This window comes from Thermopolyspora sp. NPDC052614, from assembly GCF_040678635.1.
In the GTDB taxonomy this organism is placed as follows: Bacteria; Actinomycetota; Actinomycetes; order Streptosporangiales; family Streptosporangiaceae; genus Thermopolyspora.
Map to the genome: position 1 here is coordinate 151,332 of NZ_JBFATZ010000006.1, position 24,135 is coordinate 175,466.

At 72.1% G+C, this 24,135-nt stretch carries 17 protein-coding genes and 1 pseudogene; 9 read left to right on the top strand and 9 right to left on the bottom strand.

Translation table 11 applies throughout. The features are described from left to right. Positions 1-57: 57 nt before the first annotated feature. The 3 genes from AB0K60_RS15255 to pgm form a co-directional block, all read right to left on the bottom strand. On the bottom strand, positions 58-1,170 hold the full coding sequence (locus AB0K60_RS15255) for an NDMA-dependent alcohol dehydrogenase (RefSeq protein ID WP_364053923.1): 1,113 nt from the start codon (positions 1,168-1,170) through the stop codon (positions 58-60). Positions 1,171-1,459: 289 nt separating this feature from the next. Further along, on the bottom strand, positions 1,460-2,566 hold the full coding sequence (locus AB0K60_RS15260) for a helix-turn-helix domain-containing protein (protein WP_364053926.1): 1,107 nt from the start codon (positions 2,564-2,566) through the stop codon (positions 1,460-1,462). A gap of 439 nt (positions 2,567-3,005) precedes the next feature. Beyond that, entirely contained in the window at positions 3,006-4,640 is a 1,635-nt protein-coding gene (gene pgm / locus AB0K60_RS15265) for a phosphoglucomutase (alpha-D-glucose-1,6-bisphosphate-dependent) (RefSeq protein ID WP_364053929.1), read from the bottom strand. A 258-nt stretch (positions 4,641-4,898) separates the two neighbouring features. Between pgm and AB0K60_RS15270 the strand changes: the two genes are divergently transcribed. After that, the gene (locus AB0K60_RS15270; RefSeq protein ID WP_364053932.1) at positions 4,899-5,849 is read left to right on the top strand and encodes an MBL fold metallo-hydrolase; all 951 of its coding nucleotides are present in this window, start codon (positions 4,899-4,901) and stop codon (positions 5,847-5,849) included. Positions 5,850-6,010: 161 nt separating this feature from the next. After that, the gene (locus AB0K60_RS15275; RefSeq protein ID WP_364053935.1) at positions 6,011-9,472 is read left to right on the top strand and encodes a BTAD domain-containing putative transcriptional regulator; all 3,462 of its coding nucleotides are present in this window, start codon (positions 6,011-6,013) and stop codon (positions 9,470-9,472) included. Here AB0K60_RS15275 and AB0K60_RS15280 read toward each other — a convergent pair. After that, a complete protein-coding gene (locus AB0K60_RS15280; RefSeq protein ID WP_364053938.1) occupies positions 9,452-10,135 on the bottom strand; it encodes a pyridoxamine 5'-phosphate oxidase family protein in 684 nt (227 codons plus the stop codon). The two genes, AB0K60_RS15275 and AB0K60_RS15280, sit on opposite strands and share 21 nt — an antisense overlap. A 378-nt stretch (positions 10,136-10,513) precedes the next feature. On the opposite strand from AB0K60_RS15280, the gene AB0K60_RS15285 reads away from it, so the two are divergent. From AB0K60_RS15285 to AB0K60_RS15310, 6 genes are all read left to right on the top strand, one after another. Beyond that, positions 10,514-11,821 carry an extracellular solute-binding protein gene (locus AB0K60_RS15285; protein ID WP_364053941.1) on the top strand — a complete coding sequence of 436 codons (1,308 nt, stop codon included), beginning with the start codon at positions 10,514-10,516 and terminating at the stop codon, positions 11,819-11,821. Between the two features lie 14 nt (positions 11,822-11,835). Beyond that, entirely contained in the window at positions 11,836-12,870 is a 1,035-nt protein-coding gene (locus tag AB0K60_RS15290; RefSeq protein ID WP_364053944.1) for a sugar ABC transporter permease, read from the top strand. After that, a complete protein-coding gene (locus tag AB0K60_RS15295) occupies positions 12,867-13,730 on the top strand; it encodes a carbohydrate ABC transporter permease (protein WP_364053947.1) in 864 nt (287 codons plus the stop codon). Before AB0K60_RS15290 ends, AB0K60_RS15295 begins: the two co-directional genes overlap by 4 nt. 339 nt (positions 13,731-14,069) lie before the next feature. Next, on the top strand, positions 14,070-14,819 hold the full coding sequence (locus tag AB0K60_RS15300; protein WP_364053950.1) for an FCD domain-containing protein: 750 nt from the start codon (positions 14,070-14,072) through the stop codon (positions 14,817-14,819). Between the two features lie 47 nt (positions 14,820-14,866). Beyond that, entirely contained in the window at positions 14,867-15,649 is a 783-nt protein-coding gene (locus tag AB0K60_RS15305; RefSeq protein WP_364053953.1) for a CPBP family intramembrane glutamic endopeptidase, read from the top strand. A gap of 158 nt (positions 15,650-15,807) precedes the next feature. After that, a complete protein-coding gene (locus tag AB0K60_RS15310) occupies positions 15,808-16,533 on the top strand; it encodes a hypothetical protein (RefSeq protein WP_364053956.1) in 726 nt (241 codons plus the stop codon). A gap of 508 nt (positions 16,534-17,041) precedes the next feature. Here the strand turns inward: AB0K60_RS15310 and AB0K60_RS15315 are convergent. From AB0K60_RS15315 to AB0K60_RS15335, 5 genes and pseudogenes are all read right to left on the bottom strand, one after another. Beyond that, on the bottom strand, positions 17,042-17,614 hold the full coding sequence (locus AB0K60_RS15315; protein WP_364053958.1) for a peroxiredoxin: 573 nt from the start codon (positions 17,612-17,614) through the stop codon (positions 17,042-17,044). A gap of 179 nt (positions 17,615-17,793) precedes the next feature. Continuing rightward, entirely contained in the window at positions 17,794-18,552 is a 759-nt protein-coding gene (locus tag AB0K60_RS15320) for a glucose 1-dehydrogenase (RefSeq protein ID WP_364054838.1), read from the bottom strand. 542 nt (positions 18,553-19,094) lie between these two features. Further along, positions 19,095-19,337, bottom strand: a pseudogene (locus AB0K60_RS15325) (RNA 2'-phosphotransferase); the annotation flags it as partial. Positions 19,338-19,364: 27 nt separating this feature from the next. Further along, on the bottom strand, positions 19,365-23,222 hold the full coding sequence (locus tag AB0K60_RS15330) for a hypothetical protein (protein WP_364053961.1): 3,858 nt from the start codon (positions 23,220-23,222) through the stop codon (positions 19,365-19,367). A 60-nt stretch (positions 23,223-23,282) separates the two neighbouring features. Continuing rightward, complete coding sequence (locus AB0K60_RS15335) at positions 23,283-23,498, bottom strand: hypothetical protein (protein ID WP_364053964.1); 216 nt, start codon at positions 23,496-23,498, stop codon at positions 23,283-23,285. A 302-nt stretch (positions 23,499-23,800) separates the two neighbouring features. On the opposite strand from AB0K60_RS15335, the gene AB0K60_RS15340 reads away from it, so the two are divergent. Further along, positions 23,801-24,076 (top strand): DUF1876 domain-containing protein, encoded by a 276-nt coding sequence (locus AB0K60_RS15340; protein WP_364053967.1) that lies wholly within the window; start codon positions 23,801-23,803, stop codon positions 24,074-24,076. Positions 24,077-24,135: the final 59 nt, after the last annotated feature.

A 24,135-nucleotide genomic window follows, 5' to 3' on the forward strand; every position in this document is an offset into this window, starting at 1 on the left:
GGTTCAAGAGGAGAGGGGTCCCTCGCCAGCGGGCGAGGGACCCCTCCGCGTCGCGAATCAGTGCTCGTGAATGATCATGCCGCGGATGTTCTTGCCGGCGAGCATGTCGTCGTAGCCCTGGTTGACCTCGTCGAGCTTGTAGGTGGTCGTCACCATCTCGTCGAGCAGGAGCTGGCCGGAGCGGTACAGGTCCAGGAGCTTGGGGATGTCGGAGCGCGGGTTGGCGCCGCCGAACAGCCCGCCGCGCAGCGACTTCTGCATGAAGGTGAGGTCGGCCAGCGAGAGCGTGACCTGCGTCTGCAGGGCCGGGGCCACGGCGGTCGCGACGGCCCGGCCGTTCTTGCCGGTCAGCGCCAGCAGCGGGGCGATCAGCTCGCCCAGGGCCACGCCGACGGTGAGGATCGTGACGTCGGCCATCTGGCCCCTGGTCAGCTCGGTCAGCGGGCCGTGCGCCGCCTCCATGCTCTCGGCGACGTGCGTGGCGCCGAGCTTGAGGGCCATCTCACGCTTCCACGGCACCGGGTCGACGGCCATGATGTTCTTGGCCCCGGCCATGCGCGCGCCCTGGAGCGCGGCGGCGCCGATGCCGCCGATGCCGACCACGACCACCGTGTCCCCGGCGCGGGTCTCCCCCAGGTAGACGGCCGACCCCCAGCCGGTGGTGACGCCGCAGCCGACCAGAGCCGCCTTGTCCAGCGGGATGTCGTCGTCGATCTTCACGACGGACGCCTCGTGCACCGTGGTGTAGGGGCTGAAGGTGCCGAGCAGGCACATGGTGCCGATGTCCGCGTCCCGGGCGTGCACCCGGTGGCCGCCGCCGATCTCCTCGCCCATCATCAGGTACATGCCGAGGTCGCACAGGTTGGAGTGCCCGGTCGCGCACCACTTGCAGCGACCGCACGCGGGCACGAACGCCAGCACCACGTGATCGCCGGGCTTGACGCCGGTGACCTCGGGGCCGACCTCCTCCACCACGCCCGCGCCCTCGTGACCGCCGACCATCGGAAGCTGGACGGGCAGGTCACCGGTGCGTACGTGGTCGTCGCTGTGGCATAGGCCGCTCGCCGTGAGCCTGACCAGGACCTCGTGGGCCTTCGGGGCGTCGAGCTCGACCTCCTCGACGCTCCACGGCTTGCCGTACTCCCACAGGACTGCTGCCTTGGTCTTCATGGTCGTCCTCTCGGCTTCGATGGCATGCGCCTCGACGGGCACGTCAACCGGTTGAACTCCGAACGGTCCTCCCCGATCGGCCTCGCCCGAGGCCGTACCGATCGGGTCGGCAGGGGTCGCCGGCCCGACATGGAGAACCACGCTCGGTTGGGTGCTCGCCATCATCACCCCTCCGCCGAGGTGCGGCAAGAGCCTGATCGCGACATGGAAGAAACAAGCCCGAAACATCCGGCGCGCGACGCGCGGGGGCCGACCGGCGGTCAGGCGCCCGATCGTGTTTCATCCCCGGTCAGGTGCATCCCACCACGTCCACGTCGGTGGCGCGGGGCGTCACGCCGCAACCGGCGCAGACCAGACGCGGCCGGAACGGGTGCCCTCCGCGGGGATGCCGCACCACGACCGCGGGCCCCTCGGGGGCGTGGAACCAGCGCTCGGCCCAGTCGGTGCTCATGAGGATCACGGGGAAGAACGCGTGCCCCTTCCCGGTGAGCCGGTACGCCGGCCGGTCGGCCCGTCCGCCCTCCGCGACCTGCCGGAACACGCCGATGTCGCAGAACGCCCGCAACCGGTCGGCGACGATCGTGGGCGGCGCGCTCAGGCCCTGCTCGAACTCGTGGAAGCGGCGCAGCCCCAGGAAGGCCCCGCCGAGGATCACCGCCGACCAACGGTTGCCGATCAGGGCCGTCGTCTGGGCATACATCATCGGCGGACGCTCCTGCGGCGGGGCGGCCCGGCGGCGGGTCGTCGACTCGGGCGCCCAGCGCGACCAGTCGCCGCTCGGGCCGAGCCGTGCGTCCACGTCGCGCGGGCGCACGGGCTGCCCGCAGTCGGCGCAGACGACCACGACCGACAGGAGCTCGCCGCAGCCCCGGTGGATCACCTGCGGCAGCTTGTGCAGGCGCACGGGGACCCACCGGAACTCCCACGAGTAGATGGCGAGCAGGATCGGCCAGATGCCGCGTCCCCGCCGGGTGAGACGGTACTCGTACCGACGGCTCTGGTACTCGACCCGCTCGAATACGCCGAGCTCGGTGAGCCCCGCCAGCCGCCGGGTCAGCACCGCGTCGGAGATCGGCAGTTTCCGCTTCCACTCGCAGTAGCGGGTCACCCCGAACACCGCGCACCGGATGATCAGCAGGTTCCACTCGTCGCCGAGCACCGAGATCATGTACCCGATCGAGTTGGTACGGCCCGGCGGCAGCAAGGTCGGCTCGTCCGGCGAATGCATCACCGCCTCGGCCACGCCGCGCGGTGTCGGTGCCGAAGCCGGGGTGGGTGCCGGGGTGGGTGCCGGGGCCGGGGTGGGTGTCGTGGCGCGCAGGGCCATACCGGCGGCCGTGCCGTCCGGCGGCGACGCCCCGGCGCTCGCGGCACTGATTCGATAGCCGTAACCCATCGCTCCCCACCGTTCCCTGGCAGTGACCTTGGCGGAAATCAGGAGTGGACCCGTGCATCGGCGCGCCCCGAACGGTATGGGCACACCGGTCCCGGCGGTGCTCGTCCCGGGACGGCGGCACGCGTGGTGCGCGTGATCCGATCCCGGGAGGCCGGTTACCCGTGCGGCCCGGCGGGCCGGGAACGGCGGCGGGAAGAGGCCCCGGACCGTCGGTCCGGGGAGCGGAGGCCCCGCGCGCCGGCGCCACCCGGCACCGAATCGCACACGAAACGTAAACATCACGAACGGATCTGTCAAACGCCGCGCCACCGACGTGCGGCCTCGGGCACCGGACCACCCATCACGGTGGACGGCGCCCTCCCCAGCCCCCGTCCCCCGCCGTCGGGGTGGGGACGCGCCGTTCGCCGCAGGGGTCGTACGGCCGGGCGGGCGACGGCGTCTACAGCGACGCGGTGACCAGGGCGCGCGCCTCCTGCTGCACCTCCGCCAGGTGGCCGGGGCCGCGGAAGGACTCGGCGTAGATCTTGTAGACGTCCTCGGTGCCCGAGGGCCGGGCCGCGAACCAGGCGTTCTCGGTGCAGACCTTGATGCCGCCGATCGGGGCGCCGTTGCCGGGCGCGGCGGTGAGCACGGCGGTGATCGGCTCTCCGGCCAGGGTCCCGGCCTTGACGTCGTCGGCCGACAGTCTCGCCAGCCGCGCCTTCTCCTCGCGTGAGGCCGGGGCGTCCACCCGGGCGTACGCGGGCTCGCCGAACCGGGCGGTCAGCTCGCGGTAGAGGGCGCTCGGCGAGCTCCCGGTCACCGCGGTGATCTCGGAGGCGAGCAGGGCGAGGATGATGCCGTCCTTGTCGGTGGTCCACACCGAGCCGTCACGGCGCAGGAACGAGGCGCCCGCGCTCTCCTCGCCGCCGAACCCGAGCGAGCCGTCGAGCAGCCCGCCGACGAACCATTTGAACCCGACCGGCACCTCGACCAGGCGGCGTCCCGCGTCCGCCGCGACCCGGTCGATCATGCCGCTGCTCACCAGCGTCTTGCCGACCCCGGCGTCGGCGGGCCAGTCCGGCCGGTGGCCGTACAGGTAGGAGATGGCCACGGCGAGGAAGTGGTTGGGGTTCATCAGCCCGCCGTCGGGGGTGACGATGCCGTGCCGGTCGGCGTCGGCGTCGTTGCCGGTCGCCACCTGGTACGCCTCGCGGCCGGCGATCAGCGAGGCCATCGCGTACGGCGAGGAGCAGTCCATGCGGATCTTGCCGTCCCAGTCGAGGGTCATGAACCGCCAGGTCGGGTCCACCTCGGGGTTGACCACGGTGAGGTCGAGGCGGTGCCGCTCGGCGATCTCGCCCCAGTAGTGCACGCTGGCCCCGCCCATCGGGTCGGCGCCGATGCGCACGCCGGCCGCGCGGATGGCGTCCAGGTCGAGCACCGCGGGCAGGTCGTCGACGTAGGCGCCGAGGAAGTCGTACCTGCCGGTGCCCTCGGCGCGCACGGCCCGCGCGTACGGCATGCGCCGTACCTCTTTCATGCCGTCGGCGATGAGCGCGTTGGCCCGGTCCTGGATCCAGGAGGTGGCGTCGGTGTCGGCCGGGCCGCCGTTGGGCGGGTTGTACTTGAACCCGCCGTCGGAGGGCGGGTTGTGCGACGGGGTGATGACCACGCCGTCCGCGAGCCCGGTGGTCCGGCCCCGGTTGTGGGTGAGGATCGCGTGCGACACGGCGGGCGTCGGGGTGTAGCCGTCGCGGGAGTCCAGCAGCACGGTCACGTCGTTGGCGGCGAACACCTCCAGCGCCGACACCCGGGCCGGCTCCGACAGCGCGTGCGTGTCCACCCCGAGGAACAGCGGTCCCGTCACGCCCTGCAGCGCCCGGTACTCGCAGATGGCCTGGCTGGTGGCGAGGATGTGGTCCTCGTTGAAGCCGACCGCGAGCGAGGACCCCCGGTGCCCGGAGGTGCCGAACGTCACCCGCTGCCCCGGCCGCGCCGGGTCGGGCCGCAGCGCGTAGTACGCGGTGACGAGCCGGGCCACGTCCACAAGGTCGGAGGGTTGGGCAGGCAGTCCGGCACGCTCGTGCACCATCGATTCTCCTCACGCCGACGTGGGCGCCCTCCGGCCGGAGGGGCCGTCGAGAGCACGGTAGCGGTTCCGCCGCGGCCCGATCCGGCGGGCCGCGCTCTGGGCATGATTCCCCTCCGCCGGAGGATCAGACGTTTTTCCGGATTCCCGCCGCCGACACCGCCGCGACGGGCCGGATCGCCGATGGTTCCGGGCGACACGTAGGGGCGGATGTGTTCAAGCCGGTGCAATCGGGGGCGCGCAGGGACCACACTTGCGCTCATGTCCTCATCACATGTCGATGCCCCCTGCGACCGGTCGATCGCCCCGCCGCGTATCGAGGAGGTGGGCGACGGGGTCTACGCGTACGTCCAGCCCGACGGGAGCTGGTGGATCAACAACACCGGGTTTCTCACCGGCTCGCGCGGGGTGATCAGCATCGACGCCTGCGCGACGGAGCGGCGCACCCGGGACTATCTGGCCGCGATCGCGTCGGTGACCGACCGGCCGGTGACGACGCTGGTCAACACCCACCACCACGGCGATCACACCTTCGGGAACTTCGCGTTCCCGGGGGCGACGATCGTCGGGCACGAGCGCACCCGGGAGCAGATCCTCGCCGAGGGCATCCCGGAGTACCGCAATCTCGCCTGGACGAAGGTGGACTGGGGGGCGATCGAGGCGTGCCCGCCGTTCCTGACCTTCGCCGACAAGATCACGCTTTATCGCGACGAGCTGCGGTGCGAGGTGCGTCACGTCGGGGTGGCGGCGCACACCACCAACGACTCGATCGTGTGGATTCCGGAGCAGTCCATCCTGTTCTCCGGGGACCTGGTGTTCAACGGGGGCACGCCGTTCGTGCTGATGGGCTCGGTGTCGGGGGCGATCGAGGCGCTGGAGGCGCTCACGACGCTCGGCGCGCGCACGATCGTGCCCGGCCACGGCGAGCCGTGCGGCCCGGAGGCGATCGACTTCGTGCTCGGATACCTGCGGTTCGTACGGCGCACGGCCGCCGAGGCCAAGGCGGCGGGGCTGACCCCGCTGCAGGCGGGGCGCGAGGCCGACCTCGGCGAGTACGCGGAGCTGCTCGACGCCGAGCGGATCGTCGGCAATCTGCACCGCGCCTACGCCGAGCTCGACGGGGCCGAGCCGGGGGCGCCGATCGACCTCACCGCCGCCGTGCTCGACATGATCGAGTACAACGGCGGGAGGCCCCTCACCTGCCTCGCGTGAGGAGGCCCGCCGCCCCTCCCTCGTTCCCTCGTTCCCTCGTTCCGTCGCCGGCACCGGACAACGTTGATTACGAACGCGAACTTAATACGCATTTGTGACATCTGAACGGTATAAATACCCATGTCCCGCATGGGGTGGGAGGAACGTGGAGGGCGGCACCGGTGAGCGCGACACGGACGGATCTCCACTTCTCGGTGCTGGGCCCGCTCGCGGTGACCCGTGACGGTGAGCGCGTCGACCTGGGCGGCAAGCGGCCCAAGGCGCTGCTGGCCACCCTGCTGATCGCGCAGGGCAAGATGGTGACGGTCGACCGGATCATCGACTCGCTGTGGGGCGAGCGGGCGCCCGAGTCGGCGCTCGGCAGCATGCACGCCTACATCACCAAGCTCCGCAGGGTGCTCGAACCCGATCGCAGGCCGCGTACGCCGCACGGGGTGCTGGACCGGCAGGGGCCGGGGTACGTGCTGCGGATCGCGCCCGAGACGGTGGACGCCGAGCGGTTCACGGCCCTGGCCGAGCGGGGCGCGCGACTGCTGGGCGAGGATCCGTTCGCCGCCGGGGAGAGCCTGTCGGCCGCGCTCGCGTTGTGGCGCGGCCCCGCCTACGCCGATCTTGCCGACAGCGAGTTCGCCACGGCGGAGATCGCGCGACTGGAGGGCGCCCGGCTCACCGCGCGGCAGGATCACGCCGCGGCACGCCTGGCGGTCGGGGCCGCCGCCGAGGCCGTCGGCGACCTGGAGTTCCTGGTACGGGAGCACCCGCTCGCCGAACGCTCCTGGGAACTGCTCGTGCTGGCCCTGTACCGGTGCGGGCGGCAGGGGGACGCGCTCGCCGCCCTGCGCACCGCCCGGGAACGCCTCGCCGACGAACTGGGCGTGGACCCGGGGCCCGCGCTGCGGGCAATGGAGAGCGCCGTGCTGCGTCAGGATCCGGCGCTGGATTGGCACGCTCCATCTCATGAGGCTTCGGCGGGTCGGCCACCGGCCTACTCCGTGGCACCCGCCGCCCCCGGCCCCGGCGGCCCCCAGGCGCAGCCACCCGGCCCGGCCGACGTCTCCGCCGACGGCGGGATGCCCGGCGCGGCGTCCGAGGGGGTCGGGTCGGCGACGGGGCACACCGCGCCGTCCTCCACGCCAGGGCACGCCTCGGCTTCCACGCCGGACGCGGCAGCCGGGCACGCGCCGGGCACCTCGTTGGCAGCGGGCGTCGCGGCAGGCGCCGCGCAGGGCGACGGACCGGACGTCACGCCAGGGGCCGCGCCGCGTCCCGGCTCGGACGCCGAAGCAGGCGTCGGGCCAGACGGTGGACCATACGGCGGACCAGACCGTGGACCAAGCGGTTCATCAGGTGCCGCGTTTGTCGGGCCGGGTGCCCCCGCCGAATCCGGTGTACGGCCCGGCGGGGATCCAACGGCCGATCCCGCCGCGGTTCCGGCCGGTGACTCCGCAGGCGGGGCCGGTGACTCCGCAGGCAGAGCCGGTGACTCCGCCGATGGAAGCCCATCGGCCGGAGGCGCGGCCAGGCGTACCCTCGCCGCCGACGCCGACGGCACGCGGAGCATCGCCGCCGCCTCCCCCACGCCCCGGCTGCCCATCCCATTGACCAGGCTGATCGGGCGTGAGGAGGAGGTGGCCGCGATCTCGCGCCTGCTGGCCGCGCACCGGCTGGTGACGATCACCGGCCCGGGCGGCGTCGGCAAGAGCCGTACCGCCCTGGAGGTGGGCCGCCGCCGCGAGGGCGGCGAGGGGCCGTGGCTGGCCCTGCTCGCCGAGCTCACCGACCCCGCGCTGCTGGCCGACGTCGTCGGCGCGGCCATGGGCGCTCCCCTCGCCGGGGACACCGACGGGCTCGCGGCGGTGATCGGCGACCGGGACGCGCTGCTCATCCTGGACAATTGCGAGCACCTGGTGGACGCGGCGGCGGCCCTCGCCGAGTCGCTGCTGTCGCGGTGCCCGAACCTCCGATTGCTGGCGACGAGCCGCGAGACGCTGACCATTCCGGGCGAGGTCACCTTCGAGGCGCGTCCCCTCGACCCGGCGGGCGCGGCGGCGGAGTTGTTCATCGAACGGGCGGCGGCGATCCGCCCGGCCTGGAGCCCGCGCGGCATCGAACGGGAGCTGATCGCACGGATCTGCCGCGAACTCGACGGGGTGCCGCTGGCGATCGAACTCGCCGCCGCGCAGACGAGGGTGCTGTCGCTGGAACAGGTCGCGGAGGGACTGCAGGATCGCTTCGCGCTGCTGGCCTCCGGATCGCGCACCGCCCCCGAACGGCACCGCAGCCTGGAGGCCGTGATCGAGTCCAGCGTGGCCCTGCTCTCCCCGCAGCAGCGACGGCTGTTCGCCCGCCTCGCCGTGTTCGAGGGGAGCTTCGACGTCGAGGGGGCGCAGTGGCTGTGCGGGAGCCGGCCGGTGCTGCCCGCGCTCACGGCGCTGGTGACCAAGTCGCTGGTCGCGGTCGAGGAGACCGGCGGCGGGCCGCGCCGCTACCGGATGCTGGAGACGCTGCGCCAGTACGGCGAGCGTTCGCTGGCCGACGAGGAGCGGCGGCGGTGGGCCGACCGGCATCTGGAGTGGATGGTACGCCTCGCCGAGACCGCCGAGCGGCGGCTGCGCAGCTTCGACGGCGACCAGTGGATGCGCAGGCTCGGCCACGAGCAGGCCAACATCCGCGTCGCCCTCGCCCACGCCTTCGCCACCGGCGCCGCCGACCCGGCGCTGCGGCTCGCCTCGGCCCTGTCCTGGTACTGGTACCGCGCCGGATTCGTGCACGAGGGCATCGAATGGCTCACCCGCGCCCTCGACGGAGCGCCCGGCGACCACCCCTCCCACGGGCACGCCCTGGTGGGCCGCGCCCTGCTGCGTTATCTCGCCGGCGACCCCTTCGGCGGGAACGACGACGTCATGGCCGCGATCGCGCAGGCGGAACGCGGCGGCGACGTGGAGGTGCTGTCCCGGGCGCTGCCGTACCGTGCGTTCTTCCTGCAGCTCACCGGAGACCCGGAGCAGGCGGACCGGGTCCTGCGGGACGCGTTGCGGCAGGTGGAGGCGTCCGGGCTGCCGTGGCTGGAGTGCGAGCTGCTGATGGTCCGCGGGCAGATCAGCCGGGTCGCCGGCGACCCCGAGCTCGCCATCGCCCAGCTCGTGCAGGCCGCCGACATCGCCGAGGCGTGCGGCCACGACTGGGCGCACATCTCGTGCCTGTGGATCGCCGCCAAGGCGGCGATCGACCTCGGGTGGGTGGACCGGGCGGTGCAGCAGGCCGCGCGGCTGGTCGTACGGCTGGACGGCGGCGAGGACATCACCGGCTGGCTCGCCTGCGCCCACGTGCTGGCCGGGGCGCTCGGCCTGGCCGGCCGGGCGATGGAGGGCGCGGTGCTGCTCGGCGCGGTCGGGGCGATCGGCGCGCGCATCGGCTACTCCCCCACCGCGATGGATCCGCTGGACGGGCCGCGCAACGTCGCCGCCGTACGCTCCAGGCTCGCGCCGGAGACCTGCGAGGAGGCGATGGCGATGGGCGCGAGCCTGAGCAAGGAGGACGTCACCGCCAAGGCCCGCGACCTCATCGAGAGCGTGCCGGGCGACGGCGGGGGCGTGATCGTGCTACGTGCCGATCACCGCTGACGGCGGCGCGGACGCCGCCGAGTCGGGGGCTCTGCGGTAGAGGTAGCTCGCGTACTGCTCGCCGTAGTAGCGTTCCAGGTCCTCCAGGGTCTCCTCGGTCCGCTGCACCGCCTTGACGATGCAGGCCGTCGAGGGGAGGGCGCCGGGGTTCCAGGTCTCGGGGTTCCACAGCTGTGAGCGCATGAAGGCCTTGGCACAGTGGAAGAAGATCTGCTCGATTTCCACGACGAGGGCCAGGTCCGGGCGGTGGCCCTTCACCACCAAGCGGTCGAAGTACGGCGCCTCGCGCACCAGCCGCGCCCGGCCGTTGACGCGCAGCGTGTCGCCGCGGCCCGGGACGAAGTAGATCAGGCCGACGTGCGGGTTGGCGAGCACGTTGCGGAAGCCGTCCACGCGCCGGTTTCCGGGCCGGTCCGGGATGACGATCGTGGTGTCGTCGAGGACGAGGGTGAAGCCGGGCGGGTCGCCCTTGGGGGAGACGTCGCAGGTGCCGTCCGGCGCGGAGGTCGCCACCAGGCAGAACGGCGACGCGGCCAGCCACTGGCGGTCGACCTCGTGCAGCGCGGCGCGTTCCTTGGTGATCGCCCTCGGCATCGGAGGGCCGAGCAGCTCGCGCAGCTCCTCCTCGGAGGTGACCTCCACAGCTCCCGTTCGGTCGGCCATCTCAGCTCCTCGTCGTCGGTGCGCCCGCGGCCCGGGCTCCAGGGTAGTTCGTGCATCTTCCACGCACGATGGCCCCCCACGACCCCGTTGTCGCCTTCCCCGGATGGCCGTTGCGCTGCGTGAACGACCTCCCGCCTGACCCTGCGGGTAACAGCTCTACAACGGGGCGTTGACCTTGAGGAAACGCGACTGTAGCGTCAGCGGCGAAATAGAAACTATCGGAATCCTTCCGAAAGTTTCAGAGGCGGACTCACGGGCCCAATCCGTCCCCCAAGCACATAGAGAGCCTCACCCTCGAGGAACCGTCCGGCACCCCGGAAACGCCCGGAGTCCGATGCACGCGTTCCTCTTCGGGTTCATGAGGAAGGAGACCATGCGATGACGTGGCGTCGGCGCAATGTGGCGCTGTGGGCGACGGCCGCACTGTTGGTGATGAGCGGCTGTGGTGCAGGCGGCGGCGAGCAGCAGAGCGGCGGTGGTGGCGGCGGTCAGGCGTCGGGGCAGACGACGACCATCGATTTCTGGCACATCGGGACGCAGGAGCCGTTCCGGACCGTCCGCACCCAGCAGGCCCAGGCCTTCATGAAGGCCAACCCCAACGTGAAGATCAACGTCCAGGCGATCGAGAACGACGCGTTCAAGACGAAGATGACCACGGTCGCCCAGAGCGGTGAACTGCCGGACATCTACCACACCTGGGGCGGCGGCGTGCTCAAGCAGCAGGTCGACGCCGGCCTGGTGAAGGACATCACCGCCGACGTCGCCTCGTGGAAGGACACCATCGCCCCCAGCGCCTGGGCGGCCTACACGATCGACGGCAAGATCTACGGCGTCCCGTTCGACAACGGCATGGTCGGCTTCTGGTACAACAAGAAGCTGTTCAAGCAGGCCGGCATCGAGCAGCCGCCGACCACCTGGTCCGGGCTGCTCGACACGGTGAAGAAGCTCAAGGACTCCGGCATCACGCCGATCGCGCTCGCCGGCGCCGAGAAGTGGCCGGGCCACTTCTACTGGTCGTACCTGTCGATGCGGGTCGGCGGCGTGGAGGCGCTGGCCAAGGCGGGTCAGGACCACAACTTCAACACCCCGGACTTCATCCAGGCCGGCAAGCACCTGCAGGAGCTGGTCGCGCTCGATCCGTTCCAGAAGGGCTTCCTCGGCGCCAAGTACAACACCCCCGACGGCCAGGCGGCCCTGGTCGGCAGCGGTAAGGCGGCCATGGAGCTGATGGGCCAGTGGGCGCCGAACGTGCAGAAGGAGGCCTCCGGCAAGGGCATCGGCGACGACCTCGGCTGGTTCCCCTTCCCGGCGGTCGACGGCGGCAAGGGCAACGGCGCCGACGCCTTCGGCGGCGGCAACGGCTACGCGGTCTCCGCGGACGCCCCGCCGGCGGCGGTGGAGTTCCTCAAGTTCATCTCCTCGGTCGACGAGCAGAAGCGCCTGGCGGCCGAGGGCGCGATCCAGCCGGTCGTCAAGGGCGCCGAGGAGGCCCTGAAGGACGAGAACCTCAAGACGGTCGGTCAGACCCTGGCCGGCGCGAGCGGGTTCCAGCTCTACCTCGACCAGGCCTACCCGCCGGCGGTCGGGCAGCAGGTGAACGACAGCGTGGCCGAGCTGATCGCGGGCAAGAAGACCCCCGAGCAGATCGTGCAGGAGATCTCCGAGACGGCGAAGACGGCCGAGTAACCCTCGTGGTCGAGATGCGCAAGGGATCGGGCGGGCGCCTGCAGGAGGTCCGCCCGGTCCCCACCACCGGAGACCGCCCGCCGCGGCCGAAACCCGTCAAAGGGAGCCGCCGCCGCGAGCCGACGCGTCGCCGCCGTGCCCTGCGCACCGTGGCGACGATCACCCTGTTCCTGCTGCCAGGGCTGGCCCTGTTCCTGCTGCTGGTGCTGCTGCCGATCGTCATCGCCGCCTATACCAGCCTGTTCCGCTGGAACGGCCTGGGAGGGTGGCCCAGGGCGCAGAACTTCCTCGGGCTGGGCAACTTCACCCGGCTGTTCGAGGACCCGATCTTCTGGGGCGACCTGCGGCACATGGCGGTGCTCATCATCCTGTCGCTGGTGATCCAGCTCCCGATGGCGCTCGGCCTGGCGCTCCTGCTCAACCAGCGCATGCGGGGCCGCGCGATCTATCGGGCGATCTTCTTCGCCCCGTACGTGCTGAGCGAAGTGATCACCGGCGTGCTGTTCACCATGGTGTTCTCGCCCGAGACGGGCCTGGCCAACCACGTGCTGGGCCTGTTCGGGATCACGGAGGGCGCCACCGAATGGCTCGCCGACCCGGACATCGTGCTCTACTCGGTGTTCCTGGTGATCACCTGGAAGTACTTCGGCTTCCACATGATCCTCTATTTGGCGGGGCGGCAGGGCATCCCCAACGAGCTGCTCGAGGCCGCCGCGCTCGACGGCGCGGGCCCGTGGAAGCAGTTCCGCCACGTCACGCTGCCGCTGCTCGGGCCGACGATCCGGATGAGCGTCTTCCTGTCCATCATCGGCAGCATCCAGCTGTTCGATCTGGTCTGGGTGCTCACCCAGGGCGGTCCGGTGCACGCCTCGGAGACGATGGCGGTCACCATGTACCACTTCGGCTTCAACCGCAACCAGTTCGGATACGCCAGCGCGATCAGCGTGGCGATGTTCATCATCAGCCTCATCTTCGCGCTGTCCTACCAGCGGTTCGTGCTGCGCCGCGACACCCAGGGAGCCATCACCTCGATGGGAGGCCTGCGATGAGCGCGCACACCCACGCCCGGCCGACGTCCCCGCGCAGGCGACGCGTGGGCAAATCGATCGCCCTGCACGTCACGGCGATCGGGCTCGGGTCCTTCATCGTCGTGCCGATCGTGTACGGCGTGCTCGGCGGCTTCAAGGACATGGGCCAGCTGTCGGACAACCCGTTCGGGCTGCCGAGCCCGTGGAAGTTCGACAACTACCTCGGCATCCTCGGCTCTGAGACCTTCTGGCGGCCGCTGTTCAACAGCACCTTCATCGCCCTGATGACGGCGCTGCTCGTCGTCGTGATCTCGGCGATGGCGGCGTTCGTCTTCGCCCGTTTCGCGTTCCGCGGCCGGGAGTTCCTGTTCACCATCTTCGCGATGGGGCTGATGTTCCCGTTCGCGGTCGCGATCCTGCCGCTGTTCGTGCTGCTGCGGGCCCTCGGGCTGCTGGACAACCCGTTCGGCGTGATCCTGCCCCAGGTCGCCTTCGGCCTGCCGATGACGATCATCATCCTGCGGACGTTCTTCCGGACGATTCCGCGCGAGGTGGAGGAGGCGGCCACGCTCGACGGGTGCAGCGCGTTCGGGTTCTTCTGGCGGATCCTGCTGCCGATGGCGCGGCCGGCGATCGCCACCGTGTCCGTGATCGCGATCGTGACGAGCTGGAACAACTTCTTCCTGCCGCTGGTCGTGTTCAACGAGGCGGACTGGTGGACGATCCCGGTGGGCGTGCAGCAGTTCAGCGGCCAGTACACCGAGGACACCGCGCGGGTGCTCGCCTACGTGGTGCTGGCGATGGTTCCCGCGCTCGCGTTCTACTCCATCGCCGAGCGCCAGCTCATCGGCGGGCTCACGGCGGGGGCGACCAAGGGCTGACCGGGGGCTGAGCCGGCGAGGATGAACAGGCCGCCGGCGGTGATGGCCGCGCCCACCAGGGGTGCAGGCACGGGGGGAGGGCGGGAATCCCGCGCGACCGCCCTCCCCCGCCCCGGTCGTCCCCGCCGGGACCGCCGGCCGCTCGCACGGCCGACGCCCGCCGTACGCCTCATCCGACTCACCCCGCCACACCCCGACTCGCCCGACCTACCCGACCTGCCCGACTCGCCCGACCTGCCGGTCCGCCTCGGCGGCGCACCGACGTCCCCTGTGCCGCTACGCAGCGGTTTCGCTTTCTCCCCGGAGCGCACGCCCGGGTCCCCAGCGAAGGAGCGCACGATGAGCGAAGCCAGTCAGGTGGCGCACCCCCCGCCGTGGGAGCGGCGCGCCGAGAAGGTCTCAGTGATCATCGCCAAGGAGATCGTCCGCGACATCGCCCGGCAGCGACTGGCCCCGGGGAGCATCCTGGAGTCCGAGGGCATGATGCTGCGGCGGTACCGGGTCGCCCGCGCCTCGCTCCGTGAGGCGCTGCGCATCCTGGAGATCCACGGCATCATCCGGATCAAGCCGGGCCCCGGCGGCGGTCCCGTCGTGACCCGGATCGACAGCGGCGACTTCGGCCGCATGGCCACCCTCTTCTTCCAGGCCCTGGACATCCGGGTCGCCGAGCTCATGGAGACCCGGCTCATCCTGGAGCCGGTGATGGCGCGGCTGGCGGCCGAACGGCGCGACCCGGAGCGGGACGAGCGGCTGCGCGCCCTCGTGCGGGCCGGCTTCGACGCCGGGGACGCCGACGAGCAGTGGCGGGCCGACCACGCCTTTCACGACGTCATCCTGTCCACGCCGGGCAACCGGCCGCTCAACCTGATGGCCCAGGCCGTACGCGACATCTTCGTCGAGCGCGTCCCGAACATGGCCGTCACCGAGTCGTGCCGGGAGGGCCGCCGCGCCCACGCCGCGATCGCCGAGGCCATCGTCGCCGGCGACGCCGACGAGGCCGAGCGGCTCATGCGCGACCACATGCACGAGTACGCCGACGCCGCCGCCCTCGACGGCACCCTCCTGGCCGAGACCGTCGACTGGCGCTGACCGGCCACCGCGCACCGCCCACCTCGTCCGGTGGCTACGCTCCTGGCATGCACACTCAGCCGCGTGAGCTCGACATGACCGTCCCCGGCCCGAGACTGCTCCGGGCCGAGATCTTCGTGGTGTTCGCGGTGTCGCTGGGCGCCAGCGGCCTGGTGGCGCTCGTGCGGCTGATCGGGGCGCTGACCGCGCCGAGATCGCTGCAGGGGCAGCGGGCGGTCCTGGTCGGGTCGCTCGCGCCGGGGCGGCCCTGGCTCGACCTGGCGCTGCAACTGACGGACATCGCGATCTCCGTGGCGCCGGTCGCGCTCGTCGCCTACCTGCTGGTCCGGTCGGGCGAATCGATGCGCACGATCGGGGTGGACCCGCGGGAGCCGGGGCGCGACCTGGTCCGCGGGGCGGCCGTGGCGGCGCTGATCGGGGGGACCGGGCTCGCCTTCTATCTCGTGGTGTGGGCGGCGGGGGTGAACCTCACCGTGGTGCCGGGCGCGCTGCCCGACGAGTGGTGGCGCGTACCCGTCCTGCTGCTCGCCGCCGCGCAGAACGGCGTGCTGGAAGAGATGATCGTCTGCGGCTATCTGCTGCACCGCCTGGACCAGCTCGGCTGGTCGCCGTTGCGCTCGATCGCCGTCTCGTCGCTGCTGCGCGGCTCGTACCACCTCTACCAGGGGTTCGGCGGGTTCGTCGGCAACGTGGTGATGGGGGTGGTGTTCGGCTGGCTCTACCGCCGGTGGCGGCGCGCGATGCCGCTGGTCGTGGCCCACACCCTCATCGACGCGGTCGCCTTCGTCGGCTATGCCGTGCTGCGGGGCAAGGTGTCCTGGCTGCCGTGACGTGTCGCGCGACGGTCATCCGAACGATGTTTTAGTCTGCCAGGCCCGGCGGGACCCTGCCCTTGGCCTTTCCCGGCGGGGTCTTTCCGTTCGGAAGTTTCGGTCCGTTGTCGGAATGTTTCGACCGTCCTGGTGGCTGCTTCGGCGGACCGCCTACCGTGGCCGACCGGTCGTACACCTTTGGGCTGCGGGAGGCCGCCCGGGTGGCGGAGGACGGTTCGGGTTCGGAGGACGACCGGGAGCTCACGCGGTTGCGGGTCGTCGGGGCGGTCCGGGATGACGTACGGCGGGCTGCGGGCCTGGTGGCGGGCCCGCTGGCGGACCCGGTGGACCTGGTGGCGGGTCCGGTGGACCTGGTGGTCGGCACGGCGGCGGGCCGCGTGGCGGACGTGGCGGGTGCGGAGCCGGACGGAGCCGGGCTGCGCGGAGCCGACCCGGGCGGCGTGATGGCGGGCGTGACGGCGGGCGGCACAACTGCGGGCGACGAGGCCGGGGACGGGGACGCCGTGGGCCGCACGAGGGAGGGCTGCGAGGTCGGGACGACGACGGAGGGGACGGGTGGGGCCGCGCTCGGCCGCGACGGGGTGGCGGTGGTCACGAGCCAGATCGACGAGCCGATCAGGACGATGGCCGCCGCGCCCTGGACGACGATCATGCCCACCCGGAGCCGGCGAGGCCGTGGCGTCCGGGCGTGGGCGGAAGACAGGGAGAGGCCCCCGCCCTCCCATGGCGGGACGTCCTCGGCGGCGGGGCCCGCGGCCGTCGCGGGCGCGGCGTCGTGTCCCGGATCCGATGGGCCGTCCGCCGAGCCGTCCGATCGTTTGCGCCGCGGCGGGTCGGCCGGGTCGCGCGGTCGCGCGGATCCGGTCGGCCAGCCTTCGTGACCGTGGCTGTCCCCGTACGGATCCAGATGGGGCGAAGGCGGACCGGCCCAGCCGGACGCCGCCGCCCCGAGGCCGGAGTCGTCGGCGAGCAGCACGACGAACGTGCGCCCGTCCTGCGTGCCCACGTCGAGCACCCGGTCGCCGATCGAATGCCCGACCCGCCGGCTCACGCGCGAGCGCAGCCGGGGCTGGACGTCTCCCTCGGACGGCCCCTGCCGGCCCGTCAGGAGCTTGATCGTGACGGATCGGCCCATCGTCAGATCGTGGCCCCGCCACACCTCCGCGATCCGGTCCCGGCCGATCAGCTCGTCGAGCCGATACCGCCCGGCCAACAAGGGCGCGCCACGACCCCAGCCGTCCACGAGGCTCCCCCACGCATTCGTCTACGCCACGTAATCTTCCGATGACACCAGGCATTCACCCTACGAAAAACCCGCACGCCGTGCGGCGATATCGGCAACCTCTGGCATCGGCGGAGCTCAGGCCCGGCGGATCGCCAGGGGCCGGGTCACCCGCCGGCCCGCAGCCAGGCGAGCACCTCGGCGGCGTGGGTGTCGGGCGGGAACACCGGATAGAAGCAGTGCTCGATCACACCGTCGCGAATGACCAGGGTGAGGCGCTTGAGCAGGGTCTGCCCCGCGGCCTCGAAGGTCGGCAGCGACAGCGCCCGGGTGAGCCGGAGCGAGGCGTCGCTGATCAGCGGGAACGGCAGGCGCAGCCGCTCGACCGCCTCACGCTGGTAGGCGGTGTCCTGCGTGGACAGGCCGAGCACGGCGGCGCCCGCGCCGCGCAGCTCGGCCGCGTGGTCGCGAAAGCCGCAGGACTCCGGGGTGCAGCCGCGCGCCCCTGGGATCTCGTCCCAGTTCGCCACCAGCGGGTCCTCCCCCGGCCTGCCGGTGCGCGGGTACGCGTACACGACCAGCCGGGGGGCGCCTTCGGCCGGGTCGTCGAGGCGGATCTCGCGGCCGTCGGTGGCGGGCAGGGGGATGGGCGGCAGGACCGTACCAGGCAGGTGATCGCAGGCCCCGTCGTCCTCAGGCACCGGAAGATCCGACGGGAGCGAGGACAGGTCATCGATCACCCGTCCACCCTACGTCGCGAGCACGGCCCGCTCCACCGCCTCGGCCCGTTCCACCGCCTCGGCCCGGCCCCGCGGGGTCCTTCCACCCGCCGGGGCCGGGCACGGCCCGTTCCACCGCCCCGGCCCGGCCCCGCGGGGTCCTTCCACCCGCCGGGGCCGGCCGACGGTGGCGCGGCGGGTCAGAAGATGGTGTATCCGCCGTCGATGACCAGGACGGAGCCGGTGATGAACGACGCCGCGTCACTGGCGAGAAAAACGACGCTGGGGGCGATCTCCTCGGGCAGGGCGTACCGCTGCTGCGGAGCGTCCTCGATCCAGTAGCGGCGCAGCTCGGGGCGGTCCACCGGCGCCATGTCGGTCTTCACGTATCCGGGCGCGACGGCGTTCACCCGGATTCCCACGCTCGCCCACTCGGCGGCGAGCGACTTGGTCAGTTGGTGCACGGCCGCCTTGGAGGCGTTGTACGCGGGCTGCCACTGCGGGCGGTTGACGATGTAGCCGGAGATCGATCCGATGTTCACGATCGACCCCCCGCCGGCCTGGGCCATGTGCCGCCCCGCCGCGAGGCTGCACTTCCACAGCGCGCGGACGTTCAGGTCGAACACCTGCGACCACTCCTCGTCGGTGACGTCCCAGGAGGGGTTGTGGAAGCAGACCCCGGCGTTGTTCACCAGGATGTCGAGGCCGCCCAGCGCCTCGACGGTGGCCCGCACCACCCGCTCGACCTCGCCGTCGTCGGTGATGTCGGCGTCGAACGCGGTGATCGGCAGGCCCTCCGCCGCGGCCTCGTCCACCGCCGCCTTGTTCCGCCCGGCGTCCCGCGCCGCGATCGCGACCTGCGCGCCCGCCTGCGCGAGCGCCGTCGCGAACGCCTGCCCCAGCCCCCGGTTGCCTCCGGTCACCAGCGCCTTCCGGCCGGTCAGCGAGAACCGCTGCATCACGTTCACGGCGCCATCACGCTCGTCTTCATCATGGTTCCTTTCATCTTCGCGCCGCCGACGACGCGTACGTCCGTCCGACGGCTGGTCACGCACGATCGATCGCGAGGCGATCGCGCCCACGCCTGCTGCACAGCTTCCGCCGACGGCGTGTCGCTGGGAAGCCTGCGAGCACGGTCGCACCGCCTCCGGCCGCAGGCGAGCCGGAGGGTCCGGCCATGAGGCCGGTCCGACCGGAGCGGGGAGCGGTTCGGTGCGCAGTTCGTGGCTTTCGTCGGGGAGGCGTGCCTCGCAGGAGAGGCGGGGGCCTCCGTCGGGGAGGGGGAGAATCTCAAGGTAGCGGACGTCGATGATCGGGGGCCCACCGCATCGGAAGGACCCGGCACGTCCAGTGCCGCTTCGCCGGGGATTCACCCGCCCTTCCGGGGCTGCAGCGCCGGGTCTCCGGCGGCAGGAAACGCGATGAAGGCCGTCGGAACGTGGGCCGTCAGCCAGACCCCGTTGGCGCTCACATGGAAAGTGTGGCCTGCGGCGTGCATCGCGCCCGCATCGACGGTCAGGACGACCGGCTTGCCTCGGCGGGCGCCGACGCGCGTGGCGGTCTCGCGGTCGGGCGAGAGGTGGACGTGGTGCCGGTTCATCGGGCGCAGTCCTTCGGCGCGGATGCCGGGCAGGTTGCCCGCGACGGTGCCGTGGTACAGGTGGGCGGGGGGCTCGACGGCGGGCTGGTCCAGGTCGACGTGGACGGTGTGGCCCTGGTTGGCGCGGATGCGATCGTTCTCCAGGGCGTACCGTTTCTTGTCGTTGGCGGCTCAGGGCCGCAGTCGCACGGTCGCAACCTGCCATGCCCGCAGATCGAGGGCGAACCGGCCGTCGCGGACCGGCAGGTCGCCTAGTTCCCGCTCGTCGGCGTGGCACAGTATCGCCCGTCCGGATCCTCCGTACGGGGAACGCAGCGTCACCTGGCGGGCCGTACCGGCGAGATCCCGCACGCGCAGCAGGAGCCCCAGCCGATCGCGGGGTTCGGCGATCGTGACGTGCAGGTCGTGCGGCGCGTCGAGGTCTGCCAGCGAGCCGGAGTCGCCGAGCCGCCTCGGCTCGCGGTCGAACTTGTCCAGGGCGGTTACCCGGGACACCGCCGAGGCGCCGCGGACCTCGAGGCCGAACCTGGACGCCGCCGCCGGGTCGAACGCGGGCATGGGGGTGAAGGCGTAGCGCAGGGTCAGGGAGCCCTCCTGCTCGGGCGGGGTGTTGGTGGGCCAGTGGTTGTTCATCACCCACGACAGCACGGTGCCGTTGCGCGGCTCGAACCGGGTGGCCCAGGTGCCGCGTACGACGTCACCGGCCGTGAACAGCGGCGCGTCGGCGGAGCACCAGGCGATCGCGCCCTGCCGCGACTCCACGACCACCCCGTGCTGCGTCGTGAACCACTCCTGGCACGCGCCCGGCGAATGGTCCACGGCCGGATCCACCCATCCCTGCTGCCGGTCGTACCTCAGCCGGGGCTCGTCCGCGGCGAACGGGAAGGCGACGTACACCGACTCCTTGGCGAGCACCGACTCCTTCTCCAGCCGCACGGCCACGTCCACCCGGTCGTCGCGGTCCCGCAGCAGCACGTCCACCTCCACGTGCGGCAGGCTCGGCCCCCGTCCGACCGTGCGCAGCCGCCAGCCGTCGTGGGTACGGCGCAGGCCGACCGGTCGCGTCGGCACGACCGTGACCGACAGGTCGGGCGGCCCTCCGACGAGCCGGTCGGTAAGCCGGTCGGCGGGGGCTCGGCGATGCTCGTGCGGCACCCCCGAATGCGCGGGTCGCACCGCCAGGCCGGGGCCAGAGGCGTACTGGCCCGAACCCGCCTGACCCGGACCCGTTTGGCCCGTACCCGTCTGGGCCGTCTCCGCGCGGGATGGGCCGGGATCGCCGTCCGCAGCGAGGACGTACAACACCTGGCCGAGTCGCCATGGCGAGTCCGGATCGAGGAGTTCGCGCCCGGTTCGCCGGTGCCGCAGGCCGTTCACGGTGCCGGTGGAGGGGTCGAAGCTCACCTCCCAGCGCTCGGTGGCCAGGGTGGCGGGGACCGGGTGCCATTCGGGCGAGGGCCGGTATGCGGCGGCGCCGGTCGGGTCCGCCGCGTCCCCTGAGCCTCTTGCATTCCCCTCATGCGCGAGGTCGGCCGCGCCTTCGGGCTCCCCGGTCCCTCCCCCGGCCCCTGCGTGCTCCCCGGCGTCTGGGGAATCTCCCGTGCCGCGACCCGACAAATCGGGCTCCTCGGGTGGCGCGGCGCGCTGCGGCAGGACGCGGTAGCCGAAGGCGGGGACGTCGGGCACGGTGAGCCGGACGCGGCGCAGGCCGCCGCAGTCCGTCATGATCTCTTGTGGCAGCCCGCCGTAGCAGGTCCCCTGCCACGCGTCCGTCTCGATTTCGACCGGCCGCGTCCAGTTGAGCGCGTTGAACACCAGCAGGGCCGTCCCCTCGGTGGTCACCAGCTCGCCGAGCCTGCTCATGGCGCGCCGCGTCTCGTCGATCGCGACGCGCAGGGCGTCGTGCACCCGGTGCCGTTTCCAGTCGAGTTGGTCGCCCACCTGGGAGCCGTGCGGGTGGGCGGAGCCGTGCGCCCAGGTCCAGGTGTGCTCCGAGCCGTACAGCAGGTTCTCCCAGCCCCGGTCCAGCTCGGCCCGGTGCGGCAGGTAGGCGTCGTCGGCGAGCGTGGTGAGCGCGCCGAGCGCCTCGGCGACCGGGAGCGCCGCCTGGGCCGCGCGGTGCTCGGCGGTGATGGCCGCGCCGGTGCCCACGCCGTCCTCCCAGTAGCTGCCGCCGTCGCCGCGCCACAGCGGCAGCCGGTCGGCCAGGGGGCGTACCGCGTCGAGGTATCCGGCGAGCGTGGAGACGCGGATCCGCGGGTACGCGTAGACGGCGTTCCAGCGGGCGGCGAAGCCGGCGTCGCCGTCGCCCAGGTCCTCGTTGTCGGCGTGGGTGCCGATGATCGCCAGGTCGGACGGGAGGTGGTCGGGACGGTCGTACGCCGCCACGTAGCGTTCGATCGCCTGCGCGCCGCCGCTGATCGTCTGCGGGTCGGCGGCCATGAACCGCAGCTGGGAGTAGTGGTCGGCGAAGTGGGCCAGCACCCGCGAGCCGTCGGGCCCCTCCCACAGCACCGGGCTGAGCAGGTGCTGGCCGTCGCTTTCGGCGTTGCCGCCGCGGCCGTGGTTGGCGATGCCCACGAAGGCGTCGATGCCGAGCGCCCGCAGGATCGACGGCAGTGCGACGCTGTAGGAGGGTACGTCGGTCAGGTTCGCGTAGGTGACGGGCACGCCGTGCTCCTCGCGCAGCCGCGCCGCCCCGTACGCCGCGCGGTAGATCTCCTCCAGCCCCGCCACCCCGGACAGGAACAGGCTGTCGAAGGCGTTGACGGCCATCCGCCCGTCCCGCAGCGCCGCCAGCACGCGCGCCGCCCGCCCCGGCGACCGCGTGGCCAGGTACTCCCGCACGATCATGGAGCCGTCCACGGAGAACGCGAAGTCACCGTCCGCCGCCGCCAGCGCGCGGTCCAGGTTGCGGCTGTGCAGTTCGAGGATCTTCCCCTGCGTGTCGGTGAAGCCGACGTCGAGGTGCACGTGCGGGATCAGGTGCAACGTCCACTTACGCGCCGCCCGCAGCGTCCGTCGCCCCAGCGGACGCCCGTCCACCAGCACTTCGGCCGTGATCTCGCCGTCCCACTCCGGCACCGGGAACCGCACCCGCACCTGCCCGAACGCCCGCCCGTCGCGCTCCAGCCCGAGTGTCTCCTCCCGCCCGCCCATCCGCACCAGCGCCGTCTTCGGCCAGGCATGTCCGGCGGGCACCGTCACCGTCAGCTCGATCAGCTCCTGCGGCTCGCCCTCGCGCTCGACGTACAGGGGCGTGGCCACCAGATCCGCCGCGAGCGCGCCCGGCACGACTGACGGCGCGTGTGCCCCACGATCGGCCTCGGCTCCGCGCCTCCCCGGCTCGGTCGGCGTCGGCGCGGGCCCGGCAGACGCGATCTCGGACCCGGCAGACGCGATCGCGGAACCAGCAGACGCGATCTCGGACCCGGCAGGCATCATCGCGGAACCAGCAGGCATCATCACGGTACCGGTAGGCGTCATCGCGGACTCGGCAGGCGTGATCGCGGGCTCGGTCTCCGGGTCGTCGGCGGGCTCGGCCGACCCGGACGGCGCTTCGACCAGCACGATCTCCCGCCAGGTGATTCCGCTGCCGAACCAGTTGCCGTACTGCTCGCGCGCCCGCCCCGCCTCGTCGTCCAGGCTCCGCGCGAGCGCCTCCGGCAGGCCGGTGGCGGCGGCTCGGTCCAGCGTGGTGGTCACCGCGAGCCGATGCGGTCCCGGCACGAGCCATTCGGCCGGCAGCCGCACCTCGATTTCGGCCTCGCCCGCGATCGGCCCGGGGCGGTCCACGGCCGATCGGTCCGCTCGCCGTACGCGGGGGTGGAAAAGACCGCGCCGTTCGCCGTCGATTTCGAGCTCTATGTCGGGGCAGGGCCCGTGGGTGGCTCCGAAGCGCAACACCAGGATCCGGTCACCCGGCTCCGCGATGTCGAAGAACACCTCGAAGCGTTGATCACGCCGACCGCCGGCCGCGTCCAACGGCCCCGGTTGGAAGCCGGGCAGGGGCCCTAACCGCTGCGGCATCACGCCTCCCACGCGCTTGCAGGGGATCGCAATGCCATGCTCTCGGTTCAGCCCGCACGATTACCAGACTCGGTCCCATATCGGCACGAGCGACGGCCGGGGGCCACGCCCGAACGGATCGGCACCCGCCGACCCGACCGTGTCGCCCGTGCCTTGATGGCCCCAGACGTCTCCGCTCTGCGTGATGGCGAGCATCCGGGAGCCCATCGTGACGACGAACCTGTCCGCCGGGCCGCCGTCGCAGGCGACGGGATTGGGTGGCGTCTTGATCGACATGATCGACTTTCTCAATACGGCAAATAGACGCGTCATTACTCGGAAAACACCACAAACCGTCCGCAGCACGTCATTCCGATAGAAAAGGAAACCGGCCCTGTCACTCGCGAAAAAGAAGGTTCGATATCCGGCCGAAGGATGACCGCTAAACTTCGGCTTGGGAATATCTTTCGCTACCGGCCGTCGTGTCCGCGCGGGTGGTCGAAGGTCCCATCGGATGACGACGTCCGGCCCTGGCGTCCGCCGCGCCCCCGCGATCTTATGGAAACGGAGGACAAGTCGTATTCGGGAGGGGGCCCGTCATGGAAGCCAAGCGATGGACCATCGAAATCGATATCACCGAGGAGGGCGACCAGACGTCGGCGCGGGCGGTGTTGTTCAGCCGGGACGAGAAGCATCTGATCGGCGTGGGACAGTCCCGGCGCAACCCGACCGACCCGATGGTGCACGTGATCGGAGACGAGATCGCCGTCGCCCGCGCGCTCGCCGACCTCGCGAGCAAGCTGCTCACCACCGCCTCGGGCGACGTCGCCCAGGCAACCGGGGCACGCGAACCCGTCCACCTGTCACTCATCTGATCCCGTCCCCCGCCGCCCTCCGCGGCATGGCGGCGTCATGGTTGCGTCACAATGGCGTC

Excerpts from the sequence above, each read along its gene's own strand:
- AB0K60_RS15255 (WP_364053923.1), bottom strand. The coding sequence starts at position 1,170 with ATGAAGACCAAGGCAGCAGTCCTGTGGGAGTACGGCAAGCCGTGGAGC.
- AB0K60_RS15260 (WP_364053926.1), bottom strand. The coding sequence starts at position 2,566 with ATGGGTTACGGCTATCGAATCAGTGCCGCGAGCGCCGGGGCGTCGCCG.
- pgm (WP_364053929.1), bottom strand. The coding sequence starts at position 4,640 with ATGGTGCACGAGCGTGCCGGACTGCCTGCCCAACCCTCCGACCTTGTG.
- AB0K60_RS15270 (WP_364053932.1), top strand. The coding sequence starts at position 4,899 with ATGTCCTCATCACATGTCGATGCCCCCTGCGACCGGTCGATCGCCCCG.
- AB0K60_RS15280 (WP_364053938.1), bottom strand. The coding sequence starts at position 10,135 with ATGGCCGACCGAACGGGAGCTGTGGAGGTCACCTCCGAGGAGGAGCTG.
- AB0K60_RS15285 (WP_364053941.1), top strand. The coding sequence starts at position 10,514 with ATGACGTGGCGTCGGCGCAATGTGGCGCTGTGGGCGACGGCCGCACTG.
- AB0K60_RS15290 (WP_364053944.1), top strand. The coding sequence starts at position 11,836 with ATGCGCAAGGGATCGGGCGGGCGCCTGCAGGAGGTCCGCCCGGTCCCC.
- AB0K60_RS15295 (WP_364053947.1), top strand. The coding sequence starts at position 12,867 with ATGAGCGCGCACACCCACGCCCGGCCGACGTCCCCGCGCAGGCGACGC.
- AB0K60_RS15300 (WP_364053950.1), top strand. The coding sequence starts at position 14,070 with ATGAGCGAAGCCAGTCAGGTGGCGCACCCCCCGCCGTGGGAGCGGCGC.
- AB0K60_RS15305 (WP_364053953.1), top strand. The coding sequence starts at position 14,867 with ATGCACACTCAGCCGCGTGAGCTCGACATGACCGTCCCCGGCCCGAGA.
- AB0K60_RS15320 (WP_364054838.1), bottom strand. The coding sequence starts at position 18,552 with ATGCAGCGGTTCTCGCTGACCGGCCGGAAGGCGCTGGTGACCGGAGGC.
- AB0K60_RS15330 (WP_364053961.1), bottom strand. The coding sequence starts at position 23,222 with ATGCCGCAGCGGTTAGGGCCCCTGCCCGGCTTCCAACCGGGGCCGTTG.
- AB0K60_RS15335 (WP_364053964.1), bottom strand. The coding sequence starts at position 23,498 with ATGTCGATCAAGACGCCACCCAATCCCGTCGCCTGCGACGGCGGCCCG.
- AB0K60_RS15340 (WP_364053967.1), top strand. The coding sequence starts at position 23,801 with ATGGAAGCCAAGCGATGGACCATCGAAATCGATATCACCGAGGAGGGC.